Annotated in this window: 17 protein-coding genes; 4 read left to right on the top strand and 13 right to left on the bottom strand. The window is 72.9% G+C overall.

The features are described from left to right. A partial coding sequence (locus ABTY20_RS31105; protein ID WP_352000485.1) for a hypothetical protein occupies nucleotides 1–593 on the top strand: 593 nt, incomplete at its 5' end. Between the two features lie 58 nt (nucleotides 594–651). Here ABTY20_RS31105 and ABTY20_RS31100 read toward each other — a convergent pair. The 3 genes from ABTY20_RS31100 to pepN all read right to left on the bottom strand — a co-directional run bounded on the left by ABTY20_RS31100 (nucleotide 652) and on the right by pepN (nucleotide 8,246). Further along, nucleotides 652–3,963, bottom strand: coding sequence for a S8 family serine peptidase (locus ABTY20_RS31100; protein ID WP_352000484.1), 3,312 nt, complete (start codon nucleotides 3,961–3,963; stop codon nucleotides 652–654). Between the two features lie 457 nt (nucleotides 3,964–4,420). Beyond that, on the bottom strand, nucleotides 4,421–5,473 hold the full coding sequence (locus tag ABTY20_RS31095) for a putative endonuclease domain-containing protein (protein WP_352000483.1): 1,053 nt from the start codon (nucleotides 5,471–5,473) through the stop codon (nucleotides 4,421–4,423). 190 nt (nucleotides 5,474–5,663) lie between these two features. Then, nucleotides 5,664–8,246, bottom strand: a complete 2,583-nt coding sequence (pepN, locus tag ABTY20_RS31090; RefSeq protein WP_352000482.1) for an aminopeptidase N — start codon at nucleotides 8,244–8,246, stop codon at nucleotides 5,664–5,666. Nucleotides 8,247–8,384: 138 nt separating this feature from the next. Here pepN and ABTY20_RS31085 point away from each other — a divergent pair, with 138 nt between their 5' ends. Beyond that, complete coding sequence (locus tag ABTY20_RS31085; protein ID WP_352000481.1) at nucleotides 8,385–9,032, top strand: mycothiol-dependent nitroreductase Rv2466c family protein; 648 nt, start codon at nucleotides 8,385–8,387, stop codon at nucleotides 9,030–9,032. A 3-nt stretch (nucleotides 9,033–9,035) separates the two neighbouring features. On the opposite strand, the gene ABTY20_RS31080 is transcribed toward ABTY20_RS31085, so the two are convergent. The 9 genes from ABTY20_RS31080 to ABTY20_RS31040 all read right to left on the bottom strand — a co-directional run bounded on the left by ABTY20_RS31080 (nucleotide 9,036) and on the right by ABTY20_RS31040 (nucleotide 17,587). Beyond that, entirely contained in the window at nucleotides 9,036–9,278 is a 243-nt protein-coding gene (locus tag ABTY20_RS31080; RefSeq protein WP_352000480.1) for a hypothetical protein, read from the bottom strand. 232 nt (nucleotides 9,279–9,510) lie between these two features. Beyond that, a complete protein-coding gene (locus ABTY20_RS31075; RefSeq protein ID WP_352000479.1) occupies nucleotides 9,511–10,890 on the bottom strand; it encodes an amino acid permease in 1,380 nt (459 codons plus the stop codon). A gap of 121 nt (nucleotides 10,891–11,011) precedes the next feature. Then, nucleotides 11,012–11,908 carry a TauD/TfdA dioxygenase family protein gene (locus ABTY20_RS31070; protein ID WP_352000478.1) on the bottom strand — a complete coding sequence of 299 codons (897 nt, stop codon included), beginning with the start codon at nucleotides 11,906–11,908 and terminating at the stop codon, nucleotides 11,012–11,014. Between the two features lie 25 nt (nucleotides 11,909–11,933). Continuing rightward, entirely contained in the window at nucleotides 11,934–13,274 is a 1,341-nt protein-coding gene (locus tag ABTY20_RS31065) for an LLM class flavin-dependent oxidoreductase (protein WP_352000477.1), read from the bottom strand. A 122-nt stretch (nucleotides 13,275–13,396) separates the two neighbouring features. After that, nucleotides 13,397–14,113: an ABC transporter ATP-binding protein gene (locus ABTY20_RS31060; protein WP_352000476.1), complete on the bottom strand. Its 717-nt coding sequence runs from the start codon at nucleotides 14,111–14,113 to the stop codon at nucleotides 13,397–13,399. Continuing rightward, nucleotides 14,089–14,943, bottom strand: coding sequence for an ABC transporter permease (locus tag ABTY20_RS31055; RefSeq protein ID WP_352000475.1), 855 nt, complete (start codon nucleotides 14,941–14,943; stop codon nucleotides 14,089–14,091). Before ABTY20_RS31055 ends, ABTY20_RS31060 begins: the two co-directional genes overlap by 25 nt. Continuing rightward, nucleotides 14,940–16,004, bottom strand: coding sequence for an ABC transporter substrate-binding protein (locus tag ABTY20_RS31050; RefSeq protein WP_352000474.1), 1,065 nt, complete (start codon nucleotides 16,002–16,004; stop codon nucleotides 14,940–14,942). The genes ABTY20_RS31055 and ABTY20_RS31050 overlap by 4 nt, the downstream gene beginning before the upstream one ends. A 210-nt stretch (nucleotides 16,005–16,214) precedes the next feature. Beyond that, nucleotides 16,215–17,423, bottom strand: a complete 1,209-nt coding sequence (locus tag ABTY20_RS31045; RefSeq protein WP_352000473.1) for an ROK family transcriptional regulator — start codon at nucleotides 17,421–17,423, stop codon at nucleotides 16,215–16,217. A gap of 80 nt (nucleotides 17,424–17,503) precedes the next feature. Continuing rightward, nucleotides 17,504–17,587 (bottom strand): putative leader peptide, encoded by an 84-nt coding sequence (locus ABTY20_RS31040; RefSeq protein WP_352000486.1) that lies wholly within the window; start codon nucleotides 17,585–17,587, stop codon nucleotides 17,504–17,506. A 301-nt stretch (nucleotides 17,588–17,888) separates the two neighbouring features. Between ABTY20_RS31040 and ABTY20_RS31035 the strand changes: the two genes are divergently transcribed. Continuing rightward, entirely contained in the window at nucleotides 17,889–18,473 is a 585-nt protein-coding gene (locus tag ABTY20_RS31035) for a biotin transporter BioY (protein WP_352000472.1), read from the top strand. Between the two features lie 65 nt (nucleotides 18,474–18,538). Here the strand turns inward: ABTY20_RS31035 and ABTY20_RS31030 are convergent, their stop codons facing one another. Further along, nucleotides 18,539–20,026 (bottom strand): amino acid permease, encoded by a 1,488-nt coding sequence (locus tag ABTY20_RS31030; RefSeq protein WP_352000471.1) that lies wholly within the window; start codon nucleotides 20,024–20,026, stop codon nucleotides 18,539–18,541. Between the two features lie 204 nt (nucleotides 20,027–20,230). Here ABTY20_RS31030 and ABTY20_RS31025 point away from each other — a divergent pair, with 204 nt between their 5' ends. Beyond that, nucleotides 20,231–20,716 carry a ribose-5-phosphate isomerase gene (locus tag ABTY20_RS31025; RefSeq protein ID WP_352000470.1) on the top strand — a complete coding sequence of 162 codons (486 nt, stop codon included), beginning with the start codon at nucleotides 20,231–20,233 and terminating at the stop codon, nucleotides 20,714–20,716. The last annotated feature ends 150 nt before the right edge of the window (nucleotides 20,717–20,866 follow it).

Raw genomic sequence — 20,866 nt, 5'->3', positions numbered from 1 at the left:
CCGGCGGTGCGGCGGCCGCGGGGCCGCGGTTGGGGCCCCCGGGCGGGCGCCGTCCCGGCACCGTGTCCGGCACCCGCGGTCCGCACCGCGCCCGCCGTCCCCTGAGGGGCGCCCTCGGCGCCCTCGTCGCCGCGGCCGCCGCGACCGTCGTCGTCGGCGCGGGCTGGCTCATGACGCAGTCCGGCGGAGCCGCGGACCCGGGCGCGGGCAGTGCCGCCGCGCGGGCCGACTCCGGGGACGCGGGCGGGAAGAAGGAGGGCGGGGCCGCCTTCGAGGGCCCCCGCCGCCTCGTCTGCTCCCGCCTCGTCGCCGAGGGCACGGTGCGGGCGGTGGAACAGGTGCCGGGGACCGGGGCGCAGCACGTCACGCTGGAGGTGAGCCGCTCCTACAGGGGCGGGGGCGGGGACGAGATCACCTTCCTCCGGTACCCCGCCGACGACGCCCCGCTGCGGGAGGGCGACCGGGTGATGGTCGGCATGCCCGCCGAGGGCGCGCACCCCGACGCGGTGATCGTCGGGGAGGCGGACATCGCCCCCGAGCGGACCCGGATCACCGCCCCGCCCACCGGGCCGGGCGCCCCGGCCTGCGGCTGAGTACGACGAAGGGGCGGGCGCCCGTACGGACGCCCGCCCCGGATCCCGCGTCAGCCGCTCACGGGGTGACCTTCTCGATCGCCACGCTGCCGAGGCCCGCGACCGTGCCGCGCGCGTTCACCAGCTGGACGCGCCCGAAGAACGCACGCCCCTCGGGAGCCGCCGCGGCGACGGTGACGTCGCCGGAGACGGTGGCCGTCCCGCCCGTGCCGAGCTTCACCGGCGCCGAGTCGTCGACGCCGATGGACCCGAGCGAGGCGGAGAAGAACACGTCCAGGTAGTCGTAGTCCGTGGAACCGGCCGGGACCGAGTAGCCGTCGACCTTCACGGTGTACGTACCGGCCGCCGGGGAGGCGATGGAGACGGACTCCTCCGAGTCGCCGTCGGCGGACTGGGCGACCTGCGCGCCGTCCTTGTCGTAGACCGTCAGGTCCAGGTCGGCGGAGGCGTCCGAGACGTTGCCGATGGCCACGTCGAGGGAGGTGGCGCCCGCGGGCACCTCGACCGTGGTCGTGTGCGTGTCACCGGTCCGGATGGCCGGCCGGTCCGTCTTGGACGAGCCGAGCGGGCCGCCCACCAGCTTGCCCTCCAGCGCGGCGAACTCGTTCCTCACCTTCCACGAGACGGCGGCCGGCGTGCCGACCTTCGCCTCGGGCACGGTCACGGTCTCCGGGTCGAAGGCCGCGCCGAGGACGGCGACGTCCAGCTTGTAGGGGTTGTCGAGCAGCGGCGAGGTGCGCCGGGACTCGACCTCGATCTCCCACACGCCCGGCTGCGGGTCGGTGTACGACCGCACGTCGGGGCGGCAGGTGTTGGCCGGGTTGGTGTAGTTCGGGTAGCAGTTGACCGTCGACGTCGGGTCGGCCGGGACGCCGTACGGGTGGATGGCGATGAACCGGGTCTGGCTCGTGGCCTTCAGCCCGCTCATCGCGACCTCCAGCGTCTTCGCGCCCTCGGGCACGGTGACGAAGTAGGAGGTGGTGCTGTTGCGCTGGGCCGTGCCGGACGCGGAGAAGGTGTGCTTCAGCGGCGCGGAGACGACCACGGTGGTGAGCACCTGCTGGTCGACGCCCTCGGTGCGCGGGTCGTCGACCTCGAGGATCGCGCTCTTGATGCCGGCCGAGCGCGGCGTGGCCTGGACCTTCACGGTCACCGGCTTGTTCAGCGGCAGCACGATGTCGTCGTCGCCGAGGACGCGGAAGGTGCGGCCGGCGTTGTTCTCGATGTCGAGCTCGTGCCGGACCGCGCGGTCGGGGCCGGACGTACGGGTGAGCGTGATGTCGTACGTCTTCTTCTCGCCGGCCTTCAGGCCGCCCTCACGGTCGTAGAGACCGGTGCCGAAGCCGGGCGTCTCGAGGAACTGGTCGATCGCGGTGTCGACCGGGGCCTTCACCGTGTAGTCGTGCGCGGTGGCGCCGTCGCGGATGGCGTCCCAGGCGTCCTCGATGTCGATGAGGCCCGCGCCCTCCTCGTAGGCCTGCACGTCCTTGATGTGCTCGGCGGTGGAGGTGAGGGCGGTGCGCAGCTTCGCCGGTGTGAGGTCGATGCGCTTCTGCTTGGCGGCGGACAGCAGCAGCGCGGAGGCGCCCGCGGCCTGTGGGGAGGCCATCGAGGTGCCCTGCAGCATGCCGTAGCCGGCCGGGAGGTCGTAGCCCGCCTCGGCGACCGGGGCGCCCGGCATCCAGGTCTGGATGGTGTTGACCGCCGCGCCGGGCGCGACCAGCGTCGGCGTGAAGCCGCCGTCCTCACGCGGACCGCGCGAGGAGAACGGCATCATGGCGTACTTGGTCCTCACCGCGGAGCCGTAGTTGGCGGCCCAGGTCTCCTTGGAGGCGGACGCGCCGACCGAGATGACCTTGTCGGCCAGGGCCGGGTCGCCGATGGTGTTGGTGCCGGGGCCGGAGTTGCCCGCGGAGATCACCAGCTGGACGCCGTAGGTGTCGATCAGGCGGGTGTACAGCTCGGCGCGGGCGTTGTTGCCGTCGTTGAGCGCCGGCAGACCGCCGATGGACATGTTGACGATGTCGACGCCGCGCTCGGTGACGAGGTCGATCATGCCCTCGGTGAGCGCCACGTTGGTGCAGCCGCCGGACCAGGTGCAGGCGCGCGAGGAGACGATCTTCGCGCCGGGGGCGGCGCCGTTCATCTTCCCGCCGAACAGGCCGTGGGCGGCGGTGATGCCGGCGACGTGGGTGCCGTGCTCGGACTCGATGACCCCGATGTTGACGAAGTCGGCCGTCCTGCCGACCCAGTCGCCGCCGTAGGGGTCCATCGGGACGTCCTTGCGGATCTCCACGACGAACGGCTGGCGCTCGGCGATGTCGGTCTTCGGGTCGTCGGTGCCGAAGTACCCGACCTGGAAGCCGTCCTTGTACGGCTTCATCGGGGTGTCGTCGGAGAAGTCCTGGTTGTCGTTCAGGTCGACGCGGACCGTGCCGGCCGCCGCGTCGTAGAGGACGCCCCAGGAGTCGGTGGTGTCGCCGTCGCGGTTGGCGTCGCCGGCCGCGTCGCCGCCGCTGGTGTACGACTCCAGGAAGGTGCTGATCCGGTACGAACCCGCCGGGGCCCGCCAGGTCCTGCCGCCGTGGGTGAAGGTCGGCCCGGAGACGGAGGAGACCATCGGGCGCCAGGTCTGGTCGTTGTCCACGATCGGGTCGGTCGCGGTCACCCAGTCGACGATCTTGCGCTCGCCGGTGGTGGTCCGCTGCAGCGCGGGGTGGCCGAGGTCGACGCCCGAGTCGAGGACGCCGATGGTGACCCCGCGGCCGTCCGCCTTCGGGTTGTCCTCGACGAACTCGACGGCACCGGTCTCGAAGGACGGGTTGTACGGGTTCTCCGCGGGCGTGCGCTTCCCCGGCGCGGGGTACGTGGCGGTGCCCTTGCCCCCGGCCTTCTTCGCGGTGTCCGCGCTCGGCGTCGGGTCGTCCAGCGGGATCTCCTCGCGCAGGTCGACGCCGTGCACGGAGGAGAGCTTGGCGGCGGCGGCGATCGCCGCGTCCGCCTTGCCGGTGGGGACGGTGGCCCGGACGTAGCCGAGCTCGTCGTGGGTCCGGCCGACCGAACCGCCCTTGACCGCGTCCAGCTGCTCGGCGACCTGCTCGGTCCTGCCGGGAGCGGTCGCGATCATCAGCGTGACGTTCTTGGCGCCTTCGGCCTTGGCCTCGGCGAGCAGGTCCGCGTCGTCCGCGCCGAGCTTGTCGTGCGCGGACTTGACGTCCGCGTCGGCGGGGGCGGCGGGCGGGGTGTCGGCGGCCAGGGCCAGGGGGATCGGTCCGGCCGCGGAGAGCGCGGCGACGAGACCGGCGGCCACGGCGATACGGGCCGCGCGTCTTGCGCCCGGTATCGGCTCGCGCTGGGGGGAGTGGGTCATCGGCATCCCTTGTAAGTAAAGGAACGATCGTGGAGCGACCGGAGCCGATCGGCCCTGGTCGCGACGGTCCGGAACGCGATTCCGGACGATCGTTGAGCCTTACGCAAGGAGGAGGTGTTTGGCGAGAGTTGGCCGAGTCGCAATGGATGTATGGGGAAAACCCCCGGTGTGCTTATGGGGAGATGAGGTGACGAAAGCGGCAAGTCGCCCACGTATCCCGCACGGTGCCGGCCGCCGGGCCGACGTCCCCGGACGCGACGGAACCCCGGGCCGGCGGCCCCCTGCCGCGGACCCTCCTTCGACGCCCCCGGTTCCCGCACGGGCCTGGCCGGCGGCCCCGGGGGACCGCGACACCGAGCCGGTGCCGAGGAAGCGCCGACCCCGGCGCACACGGGAGGAGGGGCCGTCCGACGGCCCCTCCCCTCCCCTCCCCTCCCGGCGGCGCCGTCCCGGCCCCCTACCGGGGCAGCACCACCACGTACGCGGCCGGGTCGCGGTCGGCCGAGGCCATCAGCGCCGTACGGACCACCGCCGCCTGCTGTTCCACCGCGTCCCGCAGCGCGCGCGGGGTGACGTGGACGACCGTGATGCCGAGGCGCTCCAGGTGCTCGCGCCTGCGGGCGTACTCCGACCACTCGGTCCCGTCGTCGGACCGCCGGCCCGGACGCGGCGCGCGGGTGTCCAGCTCCACCGCCACCGCGTGCTCCGGCCAGTACGCGTCCAGACCGCCGAGGTGGGGGCCGCCCGGCAGCCGCAGGTCGACGTTCCAGCACGGATCGGGCAGGCCGTGCTCGCGCACCATCCGGTACAGCCGGGCCTCCGCCAGCGCCCGCCCCTCGGCCAGCAGCGCGTCCACCGCGTCCACCACGTGCGGCCGGTTCAGCAGCTTCGCGGCGGTCAGTTCGCGCACCACCGCGGCCGGGTCGCAGAAGCCACCGCGCACCGCCTCCGTGAGCAGCCCGCGCACCGTGTCCGCGTCCTGCAGACCCGCCACGGCGTCGGCCAGCGCGCGCGGGACCGGGGCCACCGGCAGGCCCGTGACCTGCTCCGGGACGGGCAGTTCGGCGGTGCGGACGATCCGGGCGCAGCCCGTCGAGCGCAGCCGGCGCAGTCGCGGGACCAGGACGTCGATGGCCTCCAGCGACGGCAGCGGGGGAGCGGACGGGAAGCCGTGCAGGGTCAGCGCGGCCAGCCCGGTGATCATCGCCTCGCCGTAGGCGGACGTGGGCGGTCCCTCCGTGCCGGGCTGGACGGGGACGCCCACGGTCCGCTCCCGCGCCGCGTACATCAGCACCGCGTGCAGCCGCTCCTCGCTGGTCGGCGGGCCGGAGTGGAGCAGGACGACGCCCGGGAGCAGCTGCTGCCAGGGACCGCCGGGGCGGCACTGTTCGCCGGCCTTCGCGGCCGGGACGCCGTGGGCGCGCAGTTGCGCGTGGGTCAGCACCCGGTGCCCGGTGCGGGTGGTGAGGTGGTGCAGGGGGCGGGGGGAGAGCGGGGTGTTGTGGTTCATGCCCGGCAATTTCCCGCCTCCGGGCCGCTCCCGAACCCGTGTTACACATCCGTCGACAAACAAGGACAAGCCCGCACTAAAGGACACCTGTTCGGGTGGCGAAAACCCCTGGTCCCCACGGACGGGGGCCAGGGGTCACGGGTCTTTCGTCACAAGGGCGGAACGCCCCGCCGAGGACCGGGGGCGGCCCTCAGCGGCCGGCCGCGGCCTCGTCGCAGGCCTGGCCGCGCAGGGCCCGGGCCAGGTCGTCGCGGGACTCCAGGACCAGCCGGCGCAGGGCGGGGGCCGCGTCCTCGTGGGAGGCGAGCCACGCGTCCGTCGCGTCCAGCGTCGCCCGCGAGTCCTGGAGGAAGGGGAACAGGCCCCGCACCACGTCCATGCCGATCTGGATCGACCGCTCGGTCCACACCCGCTCGATCGCGGCGAAGTACTTCTCCGCGTACGGCGCGAGCAGCTCCCGCTGGGACGGCTGGGCGAAGCCCGAGATGGTCGCCTCGACCAGCGCGTTGGACAGGGCGTCCGACTCCACGACCCGCGCCCAGCACTCCGCCTTGACCGCCGCCGACGGGCGGGCGGCCAGACAGCGGACGTGGTGCCGCTTGCCGGAGGCGGTGTCGTCCCGGGCCAGCTCCTCGTCCAGCCGCTTCTCGTCGGCCGCCCCGTGCGCGGCCAGCGGCTCCAGGAACGCCCAGCGCAGCTCCTGGTCCACCTCCAGGCCCGGCAGGGCCACCGTGCCGTCGAGGAGCGAGGCCAGCAGCTCGAAGTCGGCCGGCGCGTGGGCCGCGTGGGCGAGGAACCTCGCCCACGCGAGCTGGTGCTCGCTGCCCGGCTCGGCGGCCCGCACCTGCTCCGAGGCCCCCTCGGCGAGCCGGCGCCCGGCCTCCTCCCGCCGCCCGGGCGCGGTGTAGTGCACGGCGGCCGACTCCGCCCACGCGTGCAGCATCTGGAGCACGCCGATGTCGGACTCCCGGCCCGCGAACCGCAGTACCAGCTCGATGAACTCCCGGGCCGGCAGCAGCGCGTCCCGCGTCATGTTCCACAACGCCGACCAGCACAGCGCGCGGGCCAGCGGATCGGTCAGCGCGCCCAGGTGCGCGCGCAGCGTCGCCAGCGACGTCTCGTCGAAGCGGGTCTTGCAGTACGTCAGGTCGTCGTCGTTGACCAGCACCAGCTCCGGCGCGTCCGCGCCCGCCAGCTCCGTCACGACCGTACGCGCCCCCTCGACGTCCGTCTCGGCCTGCGCGTACCGCTCCAGGCTGCCGGAGTCCGTGCGCCGGTACAGGCCCACCGCCACCCGGTGCGGGCGCAGTTCGGGGTGCGACTCCGCGGCCTCCTGCACGACCGCCAGCTCGTCGATCCGGCCGTCCTCGCGCAACAGCACCTGCGGGGTGAGCGAGTTGACGCCGGCCGTCTGCAGCCACGCCCGCGACCACGCGGCCATGTCGCGGCCGCTGGTCTCCTCCAGGACCGACAGCAGGTCACCGAGGCGCGTGTTGCCGTACGCGTGCCGCTTGAAGTAGCGCCGGGCGCCCTCCAGGAACGCGTCCTGGCCGACGTACGCCACCAGCTGCTTGAGCACCGAGGCGCCCTTGGCGTAGGTGATGCCGTCGAAGTTGAGCTTGGCGTCCTGCAGGTCGCGGATGTCGGCGGTGATCGGGTGCGTGGAGGGCAGCTGGTCGGCGCGGTAGGCCCACGCCTTGCGGCGGTTGGCGAAGGTGATCCAGCCGTCGGTGAAGCGGGTCGCGCCGACCAGCGAGAACGCGCCCATGAAGTCCGCGAAGGACTCCTTCAGCCACAGGTCGTCCCACCACTCCATGGTGACCAGGTCGCCGAACCACATGTGCGCCATCTCGTGCAGGATGACGTTGGCCCGGCCCTCGTACGACGCCCGCGTCACCTTGCCCCGGAAGATGAACTCCTCCCGGAAGGTCACCATCCCCGGGTTCTCCATCGCGCCCAGGTTGTACTCGGGCACGAACGCCTGGTCGTACTTGCCGAACGGGTACGGGTAGTCGAAGTGGTCGTGGAAGAAGTCCAGGCCCTGCTTGGTCACCAGGAACACGTCGTCGGCGTCGAAGTGCGGGGCGAGGCCCTTGCGGCACATCGCGCCCAGCGGGATCTCCAGCCGCGTGCCGTCCTCGAGGACCCGCTCGTAGGAGTCGGTCACGTAGTGGTACGGGCCGGCCACCACACAGGTGATGTACGACGAGATCGGCTTGGTCTCCGCGAACCGCCACACCCCGTCGGCGAGCTCGCCGGCCCCGTTGCTCCACACGGTCCAGCCCTCGGGGGCCCGCACCTCGAAGCGGTACGGCGCCTTGAGGTCGGGCTGCTCGAAGGTGGCGAAGACCCGGCGGGCGTCGGCCGGCTCGTACTGGGTGTACAGGTACACCTCGCCGTCCTCGGGGTCGACGAAGCGGTGCATGCCCTCACCGGTGCGGGAGTAGGCGCACTGCGCGTCGACGACCAGCTCGTTCTCGGCGGCCAGGTCCTCCAGCAGGATCCGCGAGCCGTCGAAGACCTGGCCGGGGTCGAGGTCGCGCCCGTTGAGCGTCACGCTCGTCACGCTCGGCGCGATCAGGTCCGCGAAGCTGCCCGCACCCGGCTCGGCGCAGCGGAACCGGACGGTGGTGACGGAGCGGAAGGCGCGCGGCCCCGTGCCGCTGTGCTCGCCGACCGCCGAGCGCAGGTCCAGGGACACCTCGTACCCGTCGACGGACAGCAGGGCTGCCCGCTCCCGGGCCTCGTCGCGGGTCAGATTCTCACCGGGCACGGGCGGAGCTCCTCATGCGTCGTCGACAGGGATGAACAGGACCGATCCTGCCATGCGCTCCTGACACGGGGCAGCCGGGAATGGCCGGGACGAGGCACGGCGTTGTCACCGGGAAACACGTTCGTCACAAGGAGCGACATGTCGGACAAGTCTCCCGCCACGCCCGTCGACTTCTGGTTCGACCCGCTGTGCCCCTGGGCCTGGATGACCTCACGCTGGGTGCTCGAGGTGGAGAAGGTGCGGGACATCGAGGTCCGCTGGCACCTGATGAGCCTCGCGGTCCTCAACGAGGACAAGCTCGACGACCTCCCCGCCGAGTACCGCGAGATGCTGGAGGTCAAGGCCTGGGGGCCGGTCCGGGTGGTCATCGCGGCCCGGCAGGAGCACGGCGCCGAGGTGCTCGGCGACCTCTACACCGCGCTCGGCACCCGCATCCACAACCGGGGCGAGGGGCCGGAGAAGGAGACGGTCGCCGCCGCCCTGAAGGACGTCGGCCTGCCCGAGTCCCTCATGGAGCACTGGGACTCCACCCCGTACGAGCCCGAGCTGCGCGCCTCCCACAAGGAGGGCATCGAGAAGGTCGGCCAGGAGGTCGGCACCCCGGTCATCGCGGTCCCCGGCCCCGACGGCGAGGAGATCGCCTTCTTCGGCCCGGTCGTCACCCCGGCGCCCAAGGGCGAGGAGGCCGCCCGGCTCTGGGACGGCACCCTCGCGGTGGCCTCCGTCCCCGGCTTCTACGAGATCAAGCGCACCCGCACGAAGGGGCCGGACTTCAGCAACCTGTGAGGGTCATCCGATCACGGGCAGCTTGATGGGCGGGGTGAAGGGCTTCTTGTCCCAGCCCGTGCGCAGATTGCGGCACTGCCGTCCGGTGTCCGGATCCAGCACGTTCACACAGAGCCGGAACTCGCTCACGCTCGCGCGGCCCAGTCGCTCCTTGAGCGCCTCCTCCTCCGCCCTGTCGAGCCGGCGGTGCGGCTGTTCCGAATCGCAGGTCCAGCAGAACTCCGTGGTCGTCCTCCGTGTCGCCATTGCGCCACGATGACCCGGATCGCCGCATATCGGAAGCCCCCGGGGGGTCGCGTCCTCCCGGGGGCTTCCTTCTTTCCGCCTGCCGGGTGAACGGTGAGAAGACGACCACGGGGGCAGGGCGGCTGTTGCAAGTGTGTCGCAACTGCGCGCCAACAGCGAAGAGGGCCGCCCGCGGGGCCCGGGAACGCGGGACGGCCCCCGCGTGTCCACGCGGGGGCCGTCGGGGCGGGCGTCAGCCGCGGGCGCGCGCCCGCTGCCGGACGTATCCCCCGGCCGCCAGGACCAGTGTCATCGCGCCCGTCGAGTACAGCTGCACCCGGGTGTCCGGCTCCCGGGCCATGAGGACGAAGACCGCCGCCATGCCGGCCAGCGCCACCCAGGTCAGCCACGGGAACGCCCACATCCGCACCGTCAGCCGCTCCGGCGCCTCGCGCTCCAGCCGGCGGCGCAGCCGCAGCTGGGAGACGGCGATGAAGATCCAGACGACCAGGATCACCGCGCCGATGGTGTTCAGCAGCCAGGCGAACACGTCGTCCGGCCGCCAGTAGCTCAGCAGCACGCACAGGAAGCCGAAGGCCGAGGAGGCCAGCACGGCGGTCCGCGGCACCCCGCCCCAGACCCGGCCCAGCGCCTTCGGGCCCTGGCCGCGCTCCACCAGGGAGTAGCCGATGCGCGAGGCGCCGTAGATGTTGGCGTTCATCGCGGACAGCAGCGCCACCAGCACCACCACGTTCATCAGCTGACCGGCGCCCGGGATGCCGAGTCGGTCCAGGGCGGCGACGTAGGGGCCCTTCTCGACGACCGCGGGCGAGTCCCACGGGACCAGGGTGACGATGACCGCCATCGAGCCGACGTAGAACAGCGCGATCCGCCACATCGCCGTGCGGACCGCGCCCGCCACGCCCCTGACCGGGTCCTGCGACTCGGCCGCCGCGATGGTCACCGTCTCCAGGCCGCCGTACGCGAAGACGGAGGCGAGCAGCCCGATCACCAGGCCCTCGCCGCCGTGGGGGAGGAAGTCGGTGAGGTGGGAGAAGCCCGGGGAGTCCGTGCCCGGCAGCGCGCCGGCGACGGCCAGCACGCCGAGCACCAGGAACAGGGAGATCGCGCCGACCTTGAGGGCCGCGAACCAGAACTCGAACTCGCCGAAGTTCTTCACCGCCGCGAGGTTCGTCCCGCAGAACACCGCCATGAACAGCGCCACCCAGGCCCACTCCGGCGTTCCCGGCAGCCAGCCGGTGACGATCGCCGCGGCGCCGATGCCCTCCAGGCCGACCGCCGTGCACAGCAGCACCCAGAACGACCAGCCGGCGGTGAACCCCGCCCAGGGCCCGATCGCCCGCTCGGCGTGCGCGGAGAAGGACCCCGACGACGGGTACGCGGCGGACATCTCGCCCAGCATCCGCATCACCAGCATCACCAGGAGGCCGGAGAGGGCGTAGGCGACGACGACGGACGGGCCGGCGGCGGCGATGCCCGCCCCGGAGCCGACGAACAGCCCGGCGCCGATCACCCCGCCGAGGGCGATCATCGACAGGTGGCGCTGCTTCAGACCGTGCGAGAGGGGGACACCGTCCGCCTCACGGGGGGTCTCGAGGGTGGTGCGGGGCATGGGAGCGACTCGTCCAATGCGGGAGACGGCGAAAACGCCGCCCAGTGTGGGCGGCCTCCCCGCGCGCACGGAGAGGCCGCCCAGCATATGGACACGAGTCATGCGGAGGGTGACGGTCCGCTCACCCCGCGACGGTCGTGTAGTGCGAGGCGTCCCCCGCGATCGAGTAGGACTCCTTCCCCTCGACGCCGACCGGGACGTCGCCGGCGACCGTCACCCGGTGCAGCCGGCGCGGCAGGCCGTCGTAGTTGTCGATGGCGTAGTGCTGGGTGATCCGGTTGTCGAACAGCACGAGCCGGCGGGGCGACCAGCGCCAGCGCACCACGTTCTCCGGCCGGGTGACGTAGGCCTGGAGCAGGTCGAGCACCTTGCGGGACTCGCCCCGCGACAGGCCCACGATCCGCTGTGCGAACCCGCCGATGAACAGCCCGCGCTCGCCGGTCAGCGGGTGGACGCGCACCACGGGGTGGACGGTGCGGTACGTGATCGAGGTGAACCGGGCGCGCCGGGCCGCCTCCGCCTCGTCGACCGCCTCCTCCGGGACGGCGTAGTCGTAGTCGTTGGTGTGCTCGGCCCACAGGGTGTCGGCGAGCTTGCGGAGCGGCTCGGGCAGGTCGCGGTAGGCGGCGGCCGAGTTCGCGATCAGCGTCTCGCCGCCGTAGGGCGGGATCGTGATGCTGCGCAGGGTGGTCGCCTGCGGCGGGTTGAGCACGAAGGTGACGTCCGTGTGCCAGTTGTTGGCGGCCCGGCCGCCCTCGCTGTCGACCGGCAGCACGCTCGGGGCGCCGTCCACGGCGGGCACCGTCGGGTGGGCGCCGGTGAGGTCGCCGAAGTGCCGGGCGAAGGCCTGCTGGCCCTCGTCGTCGAGGTCCACGTCGTCGAAGAGCAGGGTCTTGTGGGTGTTCAGGGCGTCCCGGAGCGCGGCGACGGTCCCGTCGTCGAGCGGGCGGGAGACGTCGACGCCGGAGACCCGGGCGCCGATGCGCGCGGTGACCTTGGCGATCTCGAGGTCGGGCATGGTGCGGGTTCCTTCCGTGGCGGGGTCAGGCGAGGGCGGGCACGCCGGTGACGTGCTGGTTGGCGGGGCGCGGGAGGCCGTAGCGCTCCCGCAGGGTCTGCCGCGGGCCGTACTCGGTGCGGAGCAGGCCGCGGGTGCGCAGGATCGGGACGACGTGGTCCACGAAGGCGTCGAGGCCGGACGGCAGGACGGCCGGCATGATGTTGAAACCGTCGGCGGCGCCGAGCGAGAACCACCGCTCGATGGTGTCGGCGACCTGCTCCGGCGTGCCCGCGAAGGTCAGGTGGCCGCGTCCGCCGCCGAGCCGGCCGATCAGCTGCCGCACGGTGAGCCGTTCGCGCCGGGCCAGTTCCACGATCAGCGTGTAACGGCTCCTGGCGCCCTCGATGGCGTCCTCCGGCGGCAGCCCGTCGGGCAGCCCGGCGTCCAGCTCCAGCGAGCCGGGGGCCAGCCGCAGCAGCTCCTCGAGGCGGCGCACCCCGTGCTCGGGCACGATGTGGTCCTCCAGCACCTGCTCCTGGCGCCGTGCCTCGGCCTCGGTGGAGCCGACGACCGGCACGATGCCGGGCAGCACCTTGATGTGGTCGGGGTCGCGTCCGGCCGCCGCCGTACGGGCCTTGAGGTCGGCGTAGAACTCCTGCGCGCCGGCGAGCGTCTGCTGCGCGGTGAACACCGCCTCCGCGTACCGGGCCGCGAACCGCTTGCCGTCCTCGGAGGAGCCCGCCTGGACGAGCAGCGGGTAACCCTGGGGGGTGCGCGGCACGTTGAGCGCGCCCTCGACGCGGAAGTACCTCCCCCGGTGCCGGGGCGGGTGGATCCTGGCGTCGTCGCCCCACACCCCGGCCGCCTTGTCGGCGACGACCGTGTCGTCCTCCCAGCTGTCCCACAGCAGCCGTGCGACGTCCAGGAACTCGGCGGCCCGTGCGTACCGCTCGGCGTGCGCCGGCTCGGCGTCCAGGCCGAAGTTGCGGGCGGCCTCGGCCCCGGCGGTGGTGACGATGTTCCAGCCGGCCCGCCCGCCGCTGACGATGTCCAGCGAGGCGAACTTCCGGGCCAGGTTGTAGGGGGAGTTGTACGACGTCGACGCGGTCGCGATCAGCCCGATGTGCTCGGTGGCCGTCGCCAGGGCGGTGAGCAGGGTCAGCGGTTCCAGCGCCCCGGCGGGACGCTGCGCGACGGTGTTCCACAGCTGGGGCCCGTCGGCGAGGAACAGCGAGTCGAAGGTCCCCCGTTCGGCGGTCCGGGCGAGACGCACGTGGTGGGCGAGGTCGACGTGGGCGTACGGGTCGCTCTCGGGGAGGCGCCAGGAGGCCTCGTGGTGACCGGTGTTCATCAGGAAGGCGTTGAGGTGGAGCTTTCTGGGCATGGGGGTTCCTTGGCTCGGTGGGAGGAGGTGCGGTGAACAGCCCGTCCGGCGTTCGGCGACGAGGCCCGTTCAGGGCCGGGGCGGGGGTCCGGGGGCGGCGGTCCCCGGAGGACGGCCGGCGCTCACGGCACGTCCTCCGTCACGCCGAGCGCCTTCAGCAACCGCGTGCGGTACTCCCCGTGCGGGGTCCCCTCACGGTCGATCGCCAGATCGAGCCCGATCCGCCCCCGCTCCAGCACCAGCACGCGGTCCGCGAGGGCGATCGCCTCGTCCACGTCGTGGGTGACCAGCAGCACCGACGGCCGGTGCCGCTCCCACAGCTGCCGCAGCAGCGCGTGCATCCTGATGCGCGTCAGCGCGTCCAGCGCCCCGAACGGCTCGTCGGCGAGCAGCAGCTCCGGCTCCCGCACCAGGGAGCGGGCCAGGGCGGCCCGCTGGGCCTCGCCGCCGGACAGTTCACTGGGCCAGGCCCGTTCCCGGCCGCCGAGACCGACCTCGGCGAGGGCCCGCCGGCCGCGTTCCCCGGCGTCGGCGCCGTCCAGTCCCAGCAGGACGTTGGGCAGCACGCGGCGCCAGGGCAGCAGCCGGGAGTCCTGGAAGACCACCGACACCCGCTCGGGCGCGGTGAGCGTCCCGCCGCCCGCGACCCCGTGGTCGATCCCCGCGACGGCGCGCAGCAGGGTGCTCTTGCCGGAGCCGCTGTGCCCGAGCAGGGCCGTGAACTGCCCGGCGGGCAGGTCGAGGTCGATGCCGTCGAGGACGGTGCGCCCCCCGAAGGAGCGGGTCAGTCCGCGCAGCCGTACGGCGGGCCGGGTCAGCTGCTCAGTGTGCGGCGCCATGACAGCACCCTCCGTTCGATCAGGCGGACGAGGGTGTCCGAGACGAGGCCGAAGACGCCGTAGACGACGAGTCCGACGAGGATGACGTCGGTCTGGCCGTAGTTCTGCGCCTGGAACATCAGGTAGCCGAGTCCGCTGGTGGCGTTGATCTGCTCGAGGACGACCAGGCCCAGCCAGGACCCGGTCACGCCGAGCCGCAGCCCGACGAAGAAGCCGGGCAGCGCGCCCGGGACGACGACCTGCCGGACGAAGGCGGGCCTGGACAGGCCCTGCACCTCCGCCAGTTCCACGAACCGGTGGTCGATGCCGGAGAGCGCGGCGTGCGTGTTCAGGTAGATCGGGATGTAGACGACGATGGCGATGATCGCGATCTTGAACGTCTCGCCGATGCCCAGCCACAGGATGAACAGCGGGATCAGCCCGAGGGTGGGCACCGCCCGGTTCAGCTGCACGCTGCCGTCGATCAGCGCCTCGCCGGTCCGGCTGAGCCCGGAGGCCAGGGCGAGGACAACGCCGGCGGTCAGGCCGATCACGAAGCCGGAGCCGGCCCGCCGGAGCGAGGTGAGGATGTCGTTCGGCAGGGTGCCCTCGGTCCACAGCCGGGCCCCGGTCTCCACCACCGTCCAGGGGGCGGGGACCGCACCGGGGTCCAGCAGGCCGGCGGCGGAGGCGGCGGCCCACAGGACCAGGACGAGGGCGGGACCGAGCAGCCGGGCGGCGGGCAGCCGTTTGCCGGGGGACAGGCGCCGTCGCCGGCGTACCTGGCGTTCCTCCTCGGCGGTGGCGGCGGCGGGCGGTGCGGGGACGGTGGTCGTGGTCACGGCGGTCACCTCCGGTACTCCTCGGGCACGGCCTCGGCGGCGAGGGACTCGAAGCGCCGGTCGAAGAGCCCGCCGACGTCGAACCTCTTCACGTAGCCGCCCTCCGCCAGCAGGTCGGCGGTCTCCTGCTCCCACGCGACCGCCTCGTCCCACGTGGGCGGGAACAGCGGCTTGTTGGCCAGCTCGGTGATCGACTCGGCCTGCTCGAGGGTCAGGTTCTGCGTCTTGACGTAGTACTCCCGGTTCCATTCGTCCGGGTGCTCGTACTGCCACACCGCGCCCTTGGCCCAGTACGGGATGTACGCGGCGATCGCGGCGGCCTTCGCCCGGTCGGCCAGCACGGTGGCCGGCGCCCACAGCAGGTTGAGCAGGTCCACCACGTCGGTGGGGATGGTCCGGGCGCCCTCGCCCCCGTACTGCTTCAGGTAGGACGGCGCCTGGGTGTTGCCGAGCGGCGCGATGTCCACCTGTCCGGACTGCAGGGCGGTGAGGAACTGGTTGCTGGTCAGCGGCACCAGTTCGGCGTCGTCGTACTCCAGTCCCGCCTCCTTCAGGGCGCGCAGCAGGACCACGCCCTGGGCCTGGCCCTGGGAGAAGGCGAGCCGCTTGCCCCGGAAGTCCTCCACGGCGCGGATGTCGCTGCCCGGCCTGGTGGCGAAGAGGTAGTTGGGCCGGCGGGTGATGTTGATCGCGACGATCCTCGCGTCGAATCCCTGGTAGTACGCCTGGATCGGCGGGATCCCGGCGTTGTTGGCGAGGTCCAGGGAACGGGCGCGGAAGGCGTTGATGACATCCGGACCGGCTCCGATGTTCAGCCAGTCGTCCACCTCGAAGGGCAGGTCGTCGAGGCCGGCGAGCTTCAGCTGGAGCTGCTGGAAGTTCTGGAACGAGGAGATCTTCAGACGCGTGCCGGCCGGGACCTTCCCGGCCAGGGGGGCCTTCAGGGACGCGCCGTCGGACGCGGCACCGGCCTCCGCGCAGCCGCTCAGCCCGGCGACGGCGGCGGTGACGCCGAGCAGGGAGGTGAGGAAGAGCCGCCGGTCGGGGCCGGACGCGGGTGGTGCGGACATGGGGGAACTCCCGGATGTCAGGAAAACGGCACAGGGCAGGAAGGGGCGATGAATTCCGGGCAGGGAAAAGCCGTGGAGGGAATTCACGCAGAAGGGAATGGACGCTTCGGGTGCTCGCGCGTCAACGTGTCAGCAACAGAGGGTGCGACAGCTCATGACCAGGAGTTTCCTGTCCTCGGGGGAAGCCTGTCAATATTCGGAGTTTTTGAATTAATTCAGCTCAGGTGAAACGCCCAGCGGATCCCGGTAGAGGACGTCGAGCGCCACCGAACCGCCGGCCACGGCCAGTACGGAATCCGGGAAACTCGTCGGCACGACCGTGGCCGCGCGTTCCCCGTCGAGCTCGGCGCGCAGCGCGGCGAGACAGTCCGGCCGGTGGATGACGCCGATCTCGGTGACGACGACGCTCTCCGGATTGAGCACATCGGTCAGCAGCCGCACGGCGCGCCCCGTCATGCGGGCGCGTTCCCGCAGCAGCCGTACGGCCACCGGGTGCCCGGCCGCCGCCGCGTCGACCAGGTGCGCCGGGTCGGTGCCGTCGGTGACCCCGGCCTCCCGCGCCCGCCGGCACAGGGTGCGCTCGCTCAACTCGGCCTGGAGGCAGCCGGTCCGGCCGCACGGGCAGGACTCGGTGCCGCCCGCGAGCGGCAGATGGGCGATCGCCCCCGCCTGGGAACGGGGACCGTGGTGCACCTCGTCGTGGGTGGCGAACGCCGCGTCGACCAGGTTGCCCGCGAACAGGTGCAGCGCGCTGCGGCTGCCGCGCGCCGCCCGCCCGAACAGCCGCTCCGCGTCGGCCAACGCCCGCGCGTGCCCGTCCACCTGGACCGGCAGCCCGGTGTGCGCGCCGAGCACCTCCCGCACCGGAACCTCGCGCCAGCCCAGCAGCGGGTGCTCGACGACGGTGCCGGCCTGCCGGTCCACCCAGCCGCCGGCCGCGAAGCCGACGCCCAGCGGCCGGGCGTCCGGCACCCCCTCCAGGAGCGCCGCCAGGGCGCCGGCGGCCCGCGCCAGCACCCGGGACGGCTCGGTGCCCTCGTGCCGCAGCCGCCGCTCGGCCAGCACCCGTCCGCGCGGATCGAGCAACGCCACCGTGGTGTACGGCACCGACACGTGCACACCGCCCACCACCAGCCGCGACGCGTCCACGTCCACCGGCAGGTGCGGCCGGCCGACCCCTCCCGAGCGGCGGGGCGCGGCGGCCTCCCGGATCAGCCCGAGCCGCGTCAGACGGGCGCAGTGGTCGGTCACCGAGGCGGGCGACAGCCCGGTGAGCCGGGCGATGGCGCTGCGCGCCACCGGCCCGTGCTCCAGCACGGCCCGCAGCACCGCACTGGCACTGGTCCGCCGCCGGTCCGGGTCGGCGGCACGCGGTACGGGGGAGGAGGAGGGGGAAGGGGGTGCCACGGTACGAAGCATGGGGAACTTCCTCGGGAACGGGTCCGACACTGCGCCGTCGTACGGGAGTCGAGGCGTGCCGATCCGCTCCGCCCGCCTCGCTAGAAGAGGCGACAGGCGGCAGCGCCCACGCGTCGCAGGTCGACGTGGCGACGCGAGGTGAGGTTCCGGGACTGGGCGGCCATGGCTCGAAGCTAGCAAAAGGGCCCCGCGCTGCCCAGACGGCGACCGACGGGCGAGACGGCACCCGCGGGCCCGCGCGGACCGGTTGGTGGATCCCTACAGCCGCCGTTCCCCGGCCGTGTGTCGGCGAAACCACGTCACCCCAGTGACCGGTGTCACCTCGTGTCCCGTGTGGCGCCCGTCCTTTGTCCGGAGCCCACCAAGTCCGCGTCGGCGCCTTTGTCGACCGCTGACGGTGATCGGCGCGCGGGCACCGGTATAGCGTCGCGGTGTCCCCAACTGCCCTCACCCCGCGGAGACCCCATGAGCACCGTCACCGTCACGTCCGCCCGATCCGGACAGGTCCTCGCGGACCTCCTCCCGGCCTCCCGCGTCCGGGACGCCGCGCTCGTGCTCGGCGGCGCCGCGCTCACCGGCCTCGCCGCCCAGATCGCGGTGCCCGTCCCCGGCTCCCCGGTGCCGGTGACCGGCCAGACCTTCGCGGCCCTCCTCGTCGGCACCGCCCTGGGCGCCCGCCGCGGCTTCGCCTCCCTGGCGGTGTACGCGCTGGTGGGCGCGGCCGGCGTGCCGTGGTTCGCGGAGGGCAGGTCGGGCCTGGGCATGCCGTCCTTCGGCTACGTCCTCGGCATGCTGCTGGCCTCCGTCGTCGTGGGCGCGCTCGCCCGCCGCGGCGCCGACCGCTCCGCCTGGCGCACGGCGGGCAGCATGGTGCTCGGCTCGGCGGTCATCTACGCCGTCGGCGTGCCCTACCTGGCCCTCGCCACCGGGATGTCCGCCTCCGCCGCGATCGCGGCCGGCCTCACCCCGTTCCTCCTCGGCGACGCCCTGAAGGCGGCGCTGGCGATGGGCGTGCTGCCGACGGCCTGGAAGTTCGTCGACAAGCGGTGACCTGACGGTCCACGGGAAAGGGGCTCGCCGACGCACCGCCGGCGAGCCCCTTCCGCGTACCGCCGTCAGCCGGTCCGGACCTCGTCGCGGGCCCCCGCGTCCGCGGCGCCGCGCCGCCCCGCCACCCGCTGCCTGACGACGGCGACGGCGAGCACGATCGCGGCGACCAGCAGCGACAGCAGCATCGTCGTACGCCCGTCGTGCTCGGTGTCGGTCAGCATGTAACCGATCACGAACACGATCAGCGCGGCGCTGGCCCACGTCAGGTACGGGTACAGCCACATCCGCACGACCAGCTTCTCCGGTGCCTCCGCCTGGATGATCTTCCGCATGCGCAACTGCGAGAAGCAGATCACCAGCCACACGAACAGCGCCACCGCGCCGGAGGAGTTGACGAGGAAGAGGAAGACCGAGTCGGGGAACTCGTAGTTGAAGAAGACGGCGACGAAGCCGAACACCACCGACGCGATGATCGCGGTCTGCGGCACGCCCCGGCTCGTGGTCCGGGCGAACGACTTCGGCGCGTCCCCGCGCCGGCCCAGCGAGAAGGCCATCCGGGAGGCCGTGTAGAGCCCGGAGTTGAGGCAGGAGAGCACGGACGTCAGCACGATGAAGTTCATGATCTGGCCGGCGTGCGCGATGCCGAGGGAGTCCAGGGCGGCGACGTAGGAGCCGTCCTCGGCGATGGACTCGCTGTCCCAGGGCAGCAGACAGACCACGACGAAGATCGAGCCGAGGTAGAACACGCCGATCCGCCAGATGATGCTGTTGGTCGCCTTGCTGACGGCCCGCTGCGGGTCCTCCGACTCGCCGGCGGCCAGGGTGGCGATCTCGCTGCCCATGAAGGAGAAGACGACGAGCAGGATGCCGGTGAGGATCGCGCCGGGGCCGTGGGGCAGGAAGCCTCCGTGGCCGGTGAGGTTGGCCAGGCCGGCCTGGTCGCTGTCGACGCCGGGCAGCACGCCGAAGACGGCCAGTCCGCCGACGACGATGAACGCGGCGATGGCGACGACCTTGATCCCGGCGAACCAGAACTCGAACTCGCCGTAGGAGCCGACGGACACCAGGTTGGTGGCGGTCAGCACCACCATCACGATGAGCGCCCAGCCCCACTGCGGGACGGCCGGTATCCACCCTTCGAGGATCGCGGCTCCGGCGGTCGCCTCGACCGCGAGGACGACGACCCAGAAGAACCAGTAGAGCCAGCCGATCGTGAAGCCGGCCCAGGGGCCGAGCGCCCGGTCGGCGTGCGCGGAGAAGGACCCGGACGTCGGGTTGGCCGCGGACATCTCGCCGAGCATCCGCATCACCAGCACCACGAGCGTGCCGACGAGGGCGTACGACAGCAGGATGCCGGGGCCGGCGGTCGCGATGCCGGCGCTGGAGCCGACGAAGAGGCCCGCGCCGATCACGCCGCCGATGGCGATCATCGACAGATGGCGGTTCTTGAGCCCGGCCTGGAGCCCGGAGCCGTGTTCTCCGGGACCGCTCGCGGATCCCCCGGGTTCTCCGGGGCCGCTTCCGGGTGTCTTCAAGGTCGGCTGCGAGGTCATGGAACGAGTTTTCCTTTGCGCCGGGGAGAGCTGCGCTCCGCGGGGGTCTACGGGCCGGTCCAGTGAAACGGAGGCGAACTGATTGCGAAACCTTTGATTCCCCTTCTTTACCCGAGCTTTTCCAGGGGTTCTGTAATCCTCCTCACGTTTTGGACGGCCCGACCCGACGCGCCTGCCCGCGCGCGCCCGTGTCACACTCGGACCATGCGCGTGTATCTCGGCTCGGACCATGCGGGCTACGAACTCAAGAACCACCTCGTCGAGTGGCTCGGGGCGGCGGGCCACGAGCCCGTCGACTGCGGCCCGCACGTCTACGACGCCCAGGACGACTACCCGCCCTTCTGCCTCCGCGCCGCCGAGCGGACCGCGGCGGACGAGGGCGCCCTCGGCATCGTGATCGGCGGCTCCGGCAACGGCGAGCAGATCGCCGCGAACAAGGTCGAGGGCGTGCGGGCGGCCCTGGCGTGGAGCGAGGAGACGGCGGCTCTGGGCCGCCAGCACAACAACGCCAACGTGATCGCGGTGGGCGCGCGCATGCACACCCGGGACGAGGCGACGAAGTTCGTCGAGACCTTCCTGAGCACCCCGTTCTCCGGCGACGAGCGCCACATCCGCCGGATCGACATGCTCGCCGCCTACGAGACGACGGGCGACCTCCCGCCCATCCCCCCGCACCACCCGCAGCAGTAACGCCGTCAGGGCCCTCCCCCCGACGCACGGGCCGCGGGGGGGGCGCCCGCCCCCCCGCCCCGGCGCCCGGGGGCCGCCGGGGCCCGCCCGCCCGGGGGGGGGGCCCCCCGTGGTAGGAGACACAAAGGGAGATCGGCGGGGTGGGGAAGA

The organism is Streptomyces sp. NPDC126497 (genome assembly GCF_040302425.1).
Classification (GTDB): Bacteria; Actinomycetota; Actinomycetes; order Streptomycetales; family Streptomycetaceae; genus Streptomyces.
The sequence above is the reverse complement of the archived record's forward strand: the minus strand, read 5'-3'. Positions and strand labels throughout refer to the sequence as shown.

Excerpts from the sequence above, each read along its gene's own strand:
- ABTY20_RS31100 (WP_352000484.1), bottom strand. The coding sequence starts at position 3,963 with ATGACCCACTCCCCCCAGCGCGAGCCGATACCGGGCGCAAGACGCGCG.
- ABTY20_RS31095 (WP_352000483.1), bottom strand. The coding sequence starts at position 5,473 with ATGAACCACAACACCCCGCTCTCCCCCCGCCCCCTGCACCACCTCACC.
- ABTY20_RS31085 (WP_352000481.1), top strand. The coding sequence starts at position 8,385 with ATGTCGGACAAGTCTCCCGCCACGCCCGTCGACTTCTGGTTCGACCCG.
- ABTY20_RS31080 (WP_352000480.1), bottom strand. The coding sequence starts at position 9,278 with ATGGCGACACGGAGGACGACCACGGAGTTCTGCTGGACCTGCGATTCG.
- ABTY20_RS31075 (WP_352000479.1), bottom strand. The coding sequence starts at position 10,890 with ATGCCCCGCACCACCCTCGAGACCCCCCGTGAGGCGGACGGTGTCCCC.
- ABTY20_RS31070 (WP_352000478.1), bottom strand. The coding sequence starts at position 11,908 with ATGCCCGACCTCGAGATCGCCAAGGTCACCGCGCGCATCGGCGCCCGG.
- ABTY20_RS31065 (WP_352000477.1), bottom strand. The coding sequence starts at position 13,274 with ATGCCCAGAAAGCTCCACCTCAACGCCTTCCTGATGAACACCGGTCAC.
- ABTY20_RS31060 (WP_352000476.1), bottom strand. The coding sequence starts at position 14,113 with ATGGCGCCGCACACTGAGCAGCTGACCCGGCCCGCCGTACGGCTGCGC.
- ABTY20_RS31050 (WP_352000474.1), bottom strand. The coding sequence starts at position 16,004 with ATGTCCGCACCACCCGCGTCCGGCCCCGACCGGCGGCTCTTCCTCACC.
- ABTY20_RS31045 (WP_352000473.1), bottom strand. The coding sequence starts at position 17,423 with ATGCTTCGTACCGTGGCACCCCCTTCCCCCTCCTCCTCCCCCGTACCG.
- ABTY20_RS31040 (WP_352000486.1), bottom strand. The coding sequence starts at position 17,587 with ATGGCCGCCCAGTCCCGGAACCTCACCTCGCGTCGCCACGTCGACCTG.
- ABTY20_RS31035 (WP_352000472.1), top strand. The coding sequence starts at position 17,889 with ATGAGCACCGTCACCGTCACGTCCGCCCGATCCGGACAGGTCCTCGCG.
- ABTY20_RS31030 (WP_352000471.1), bottom strand. The coding sequence starts at position 20,026 with ATGACCTCGCAGCCGACCTTGAAGACACCCGGAAGCGGCCCCGGAGAA.
- ABTY20_RS31025 (WP_352000470.1), top strand. The coding sequence starts at position 20,231 with ATGCGCGTGTATCTCGGCTCGGACCATGCGGGCTACGAACTCAAGAAC.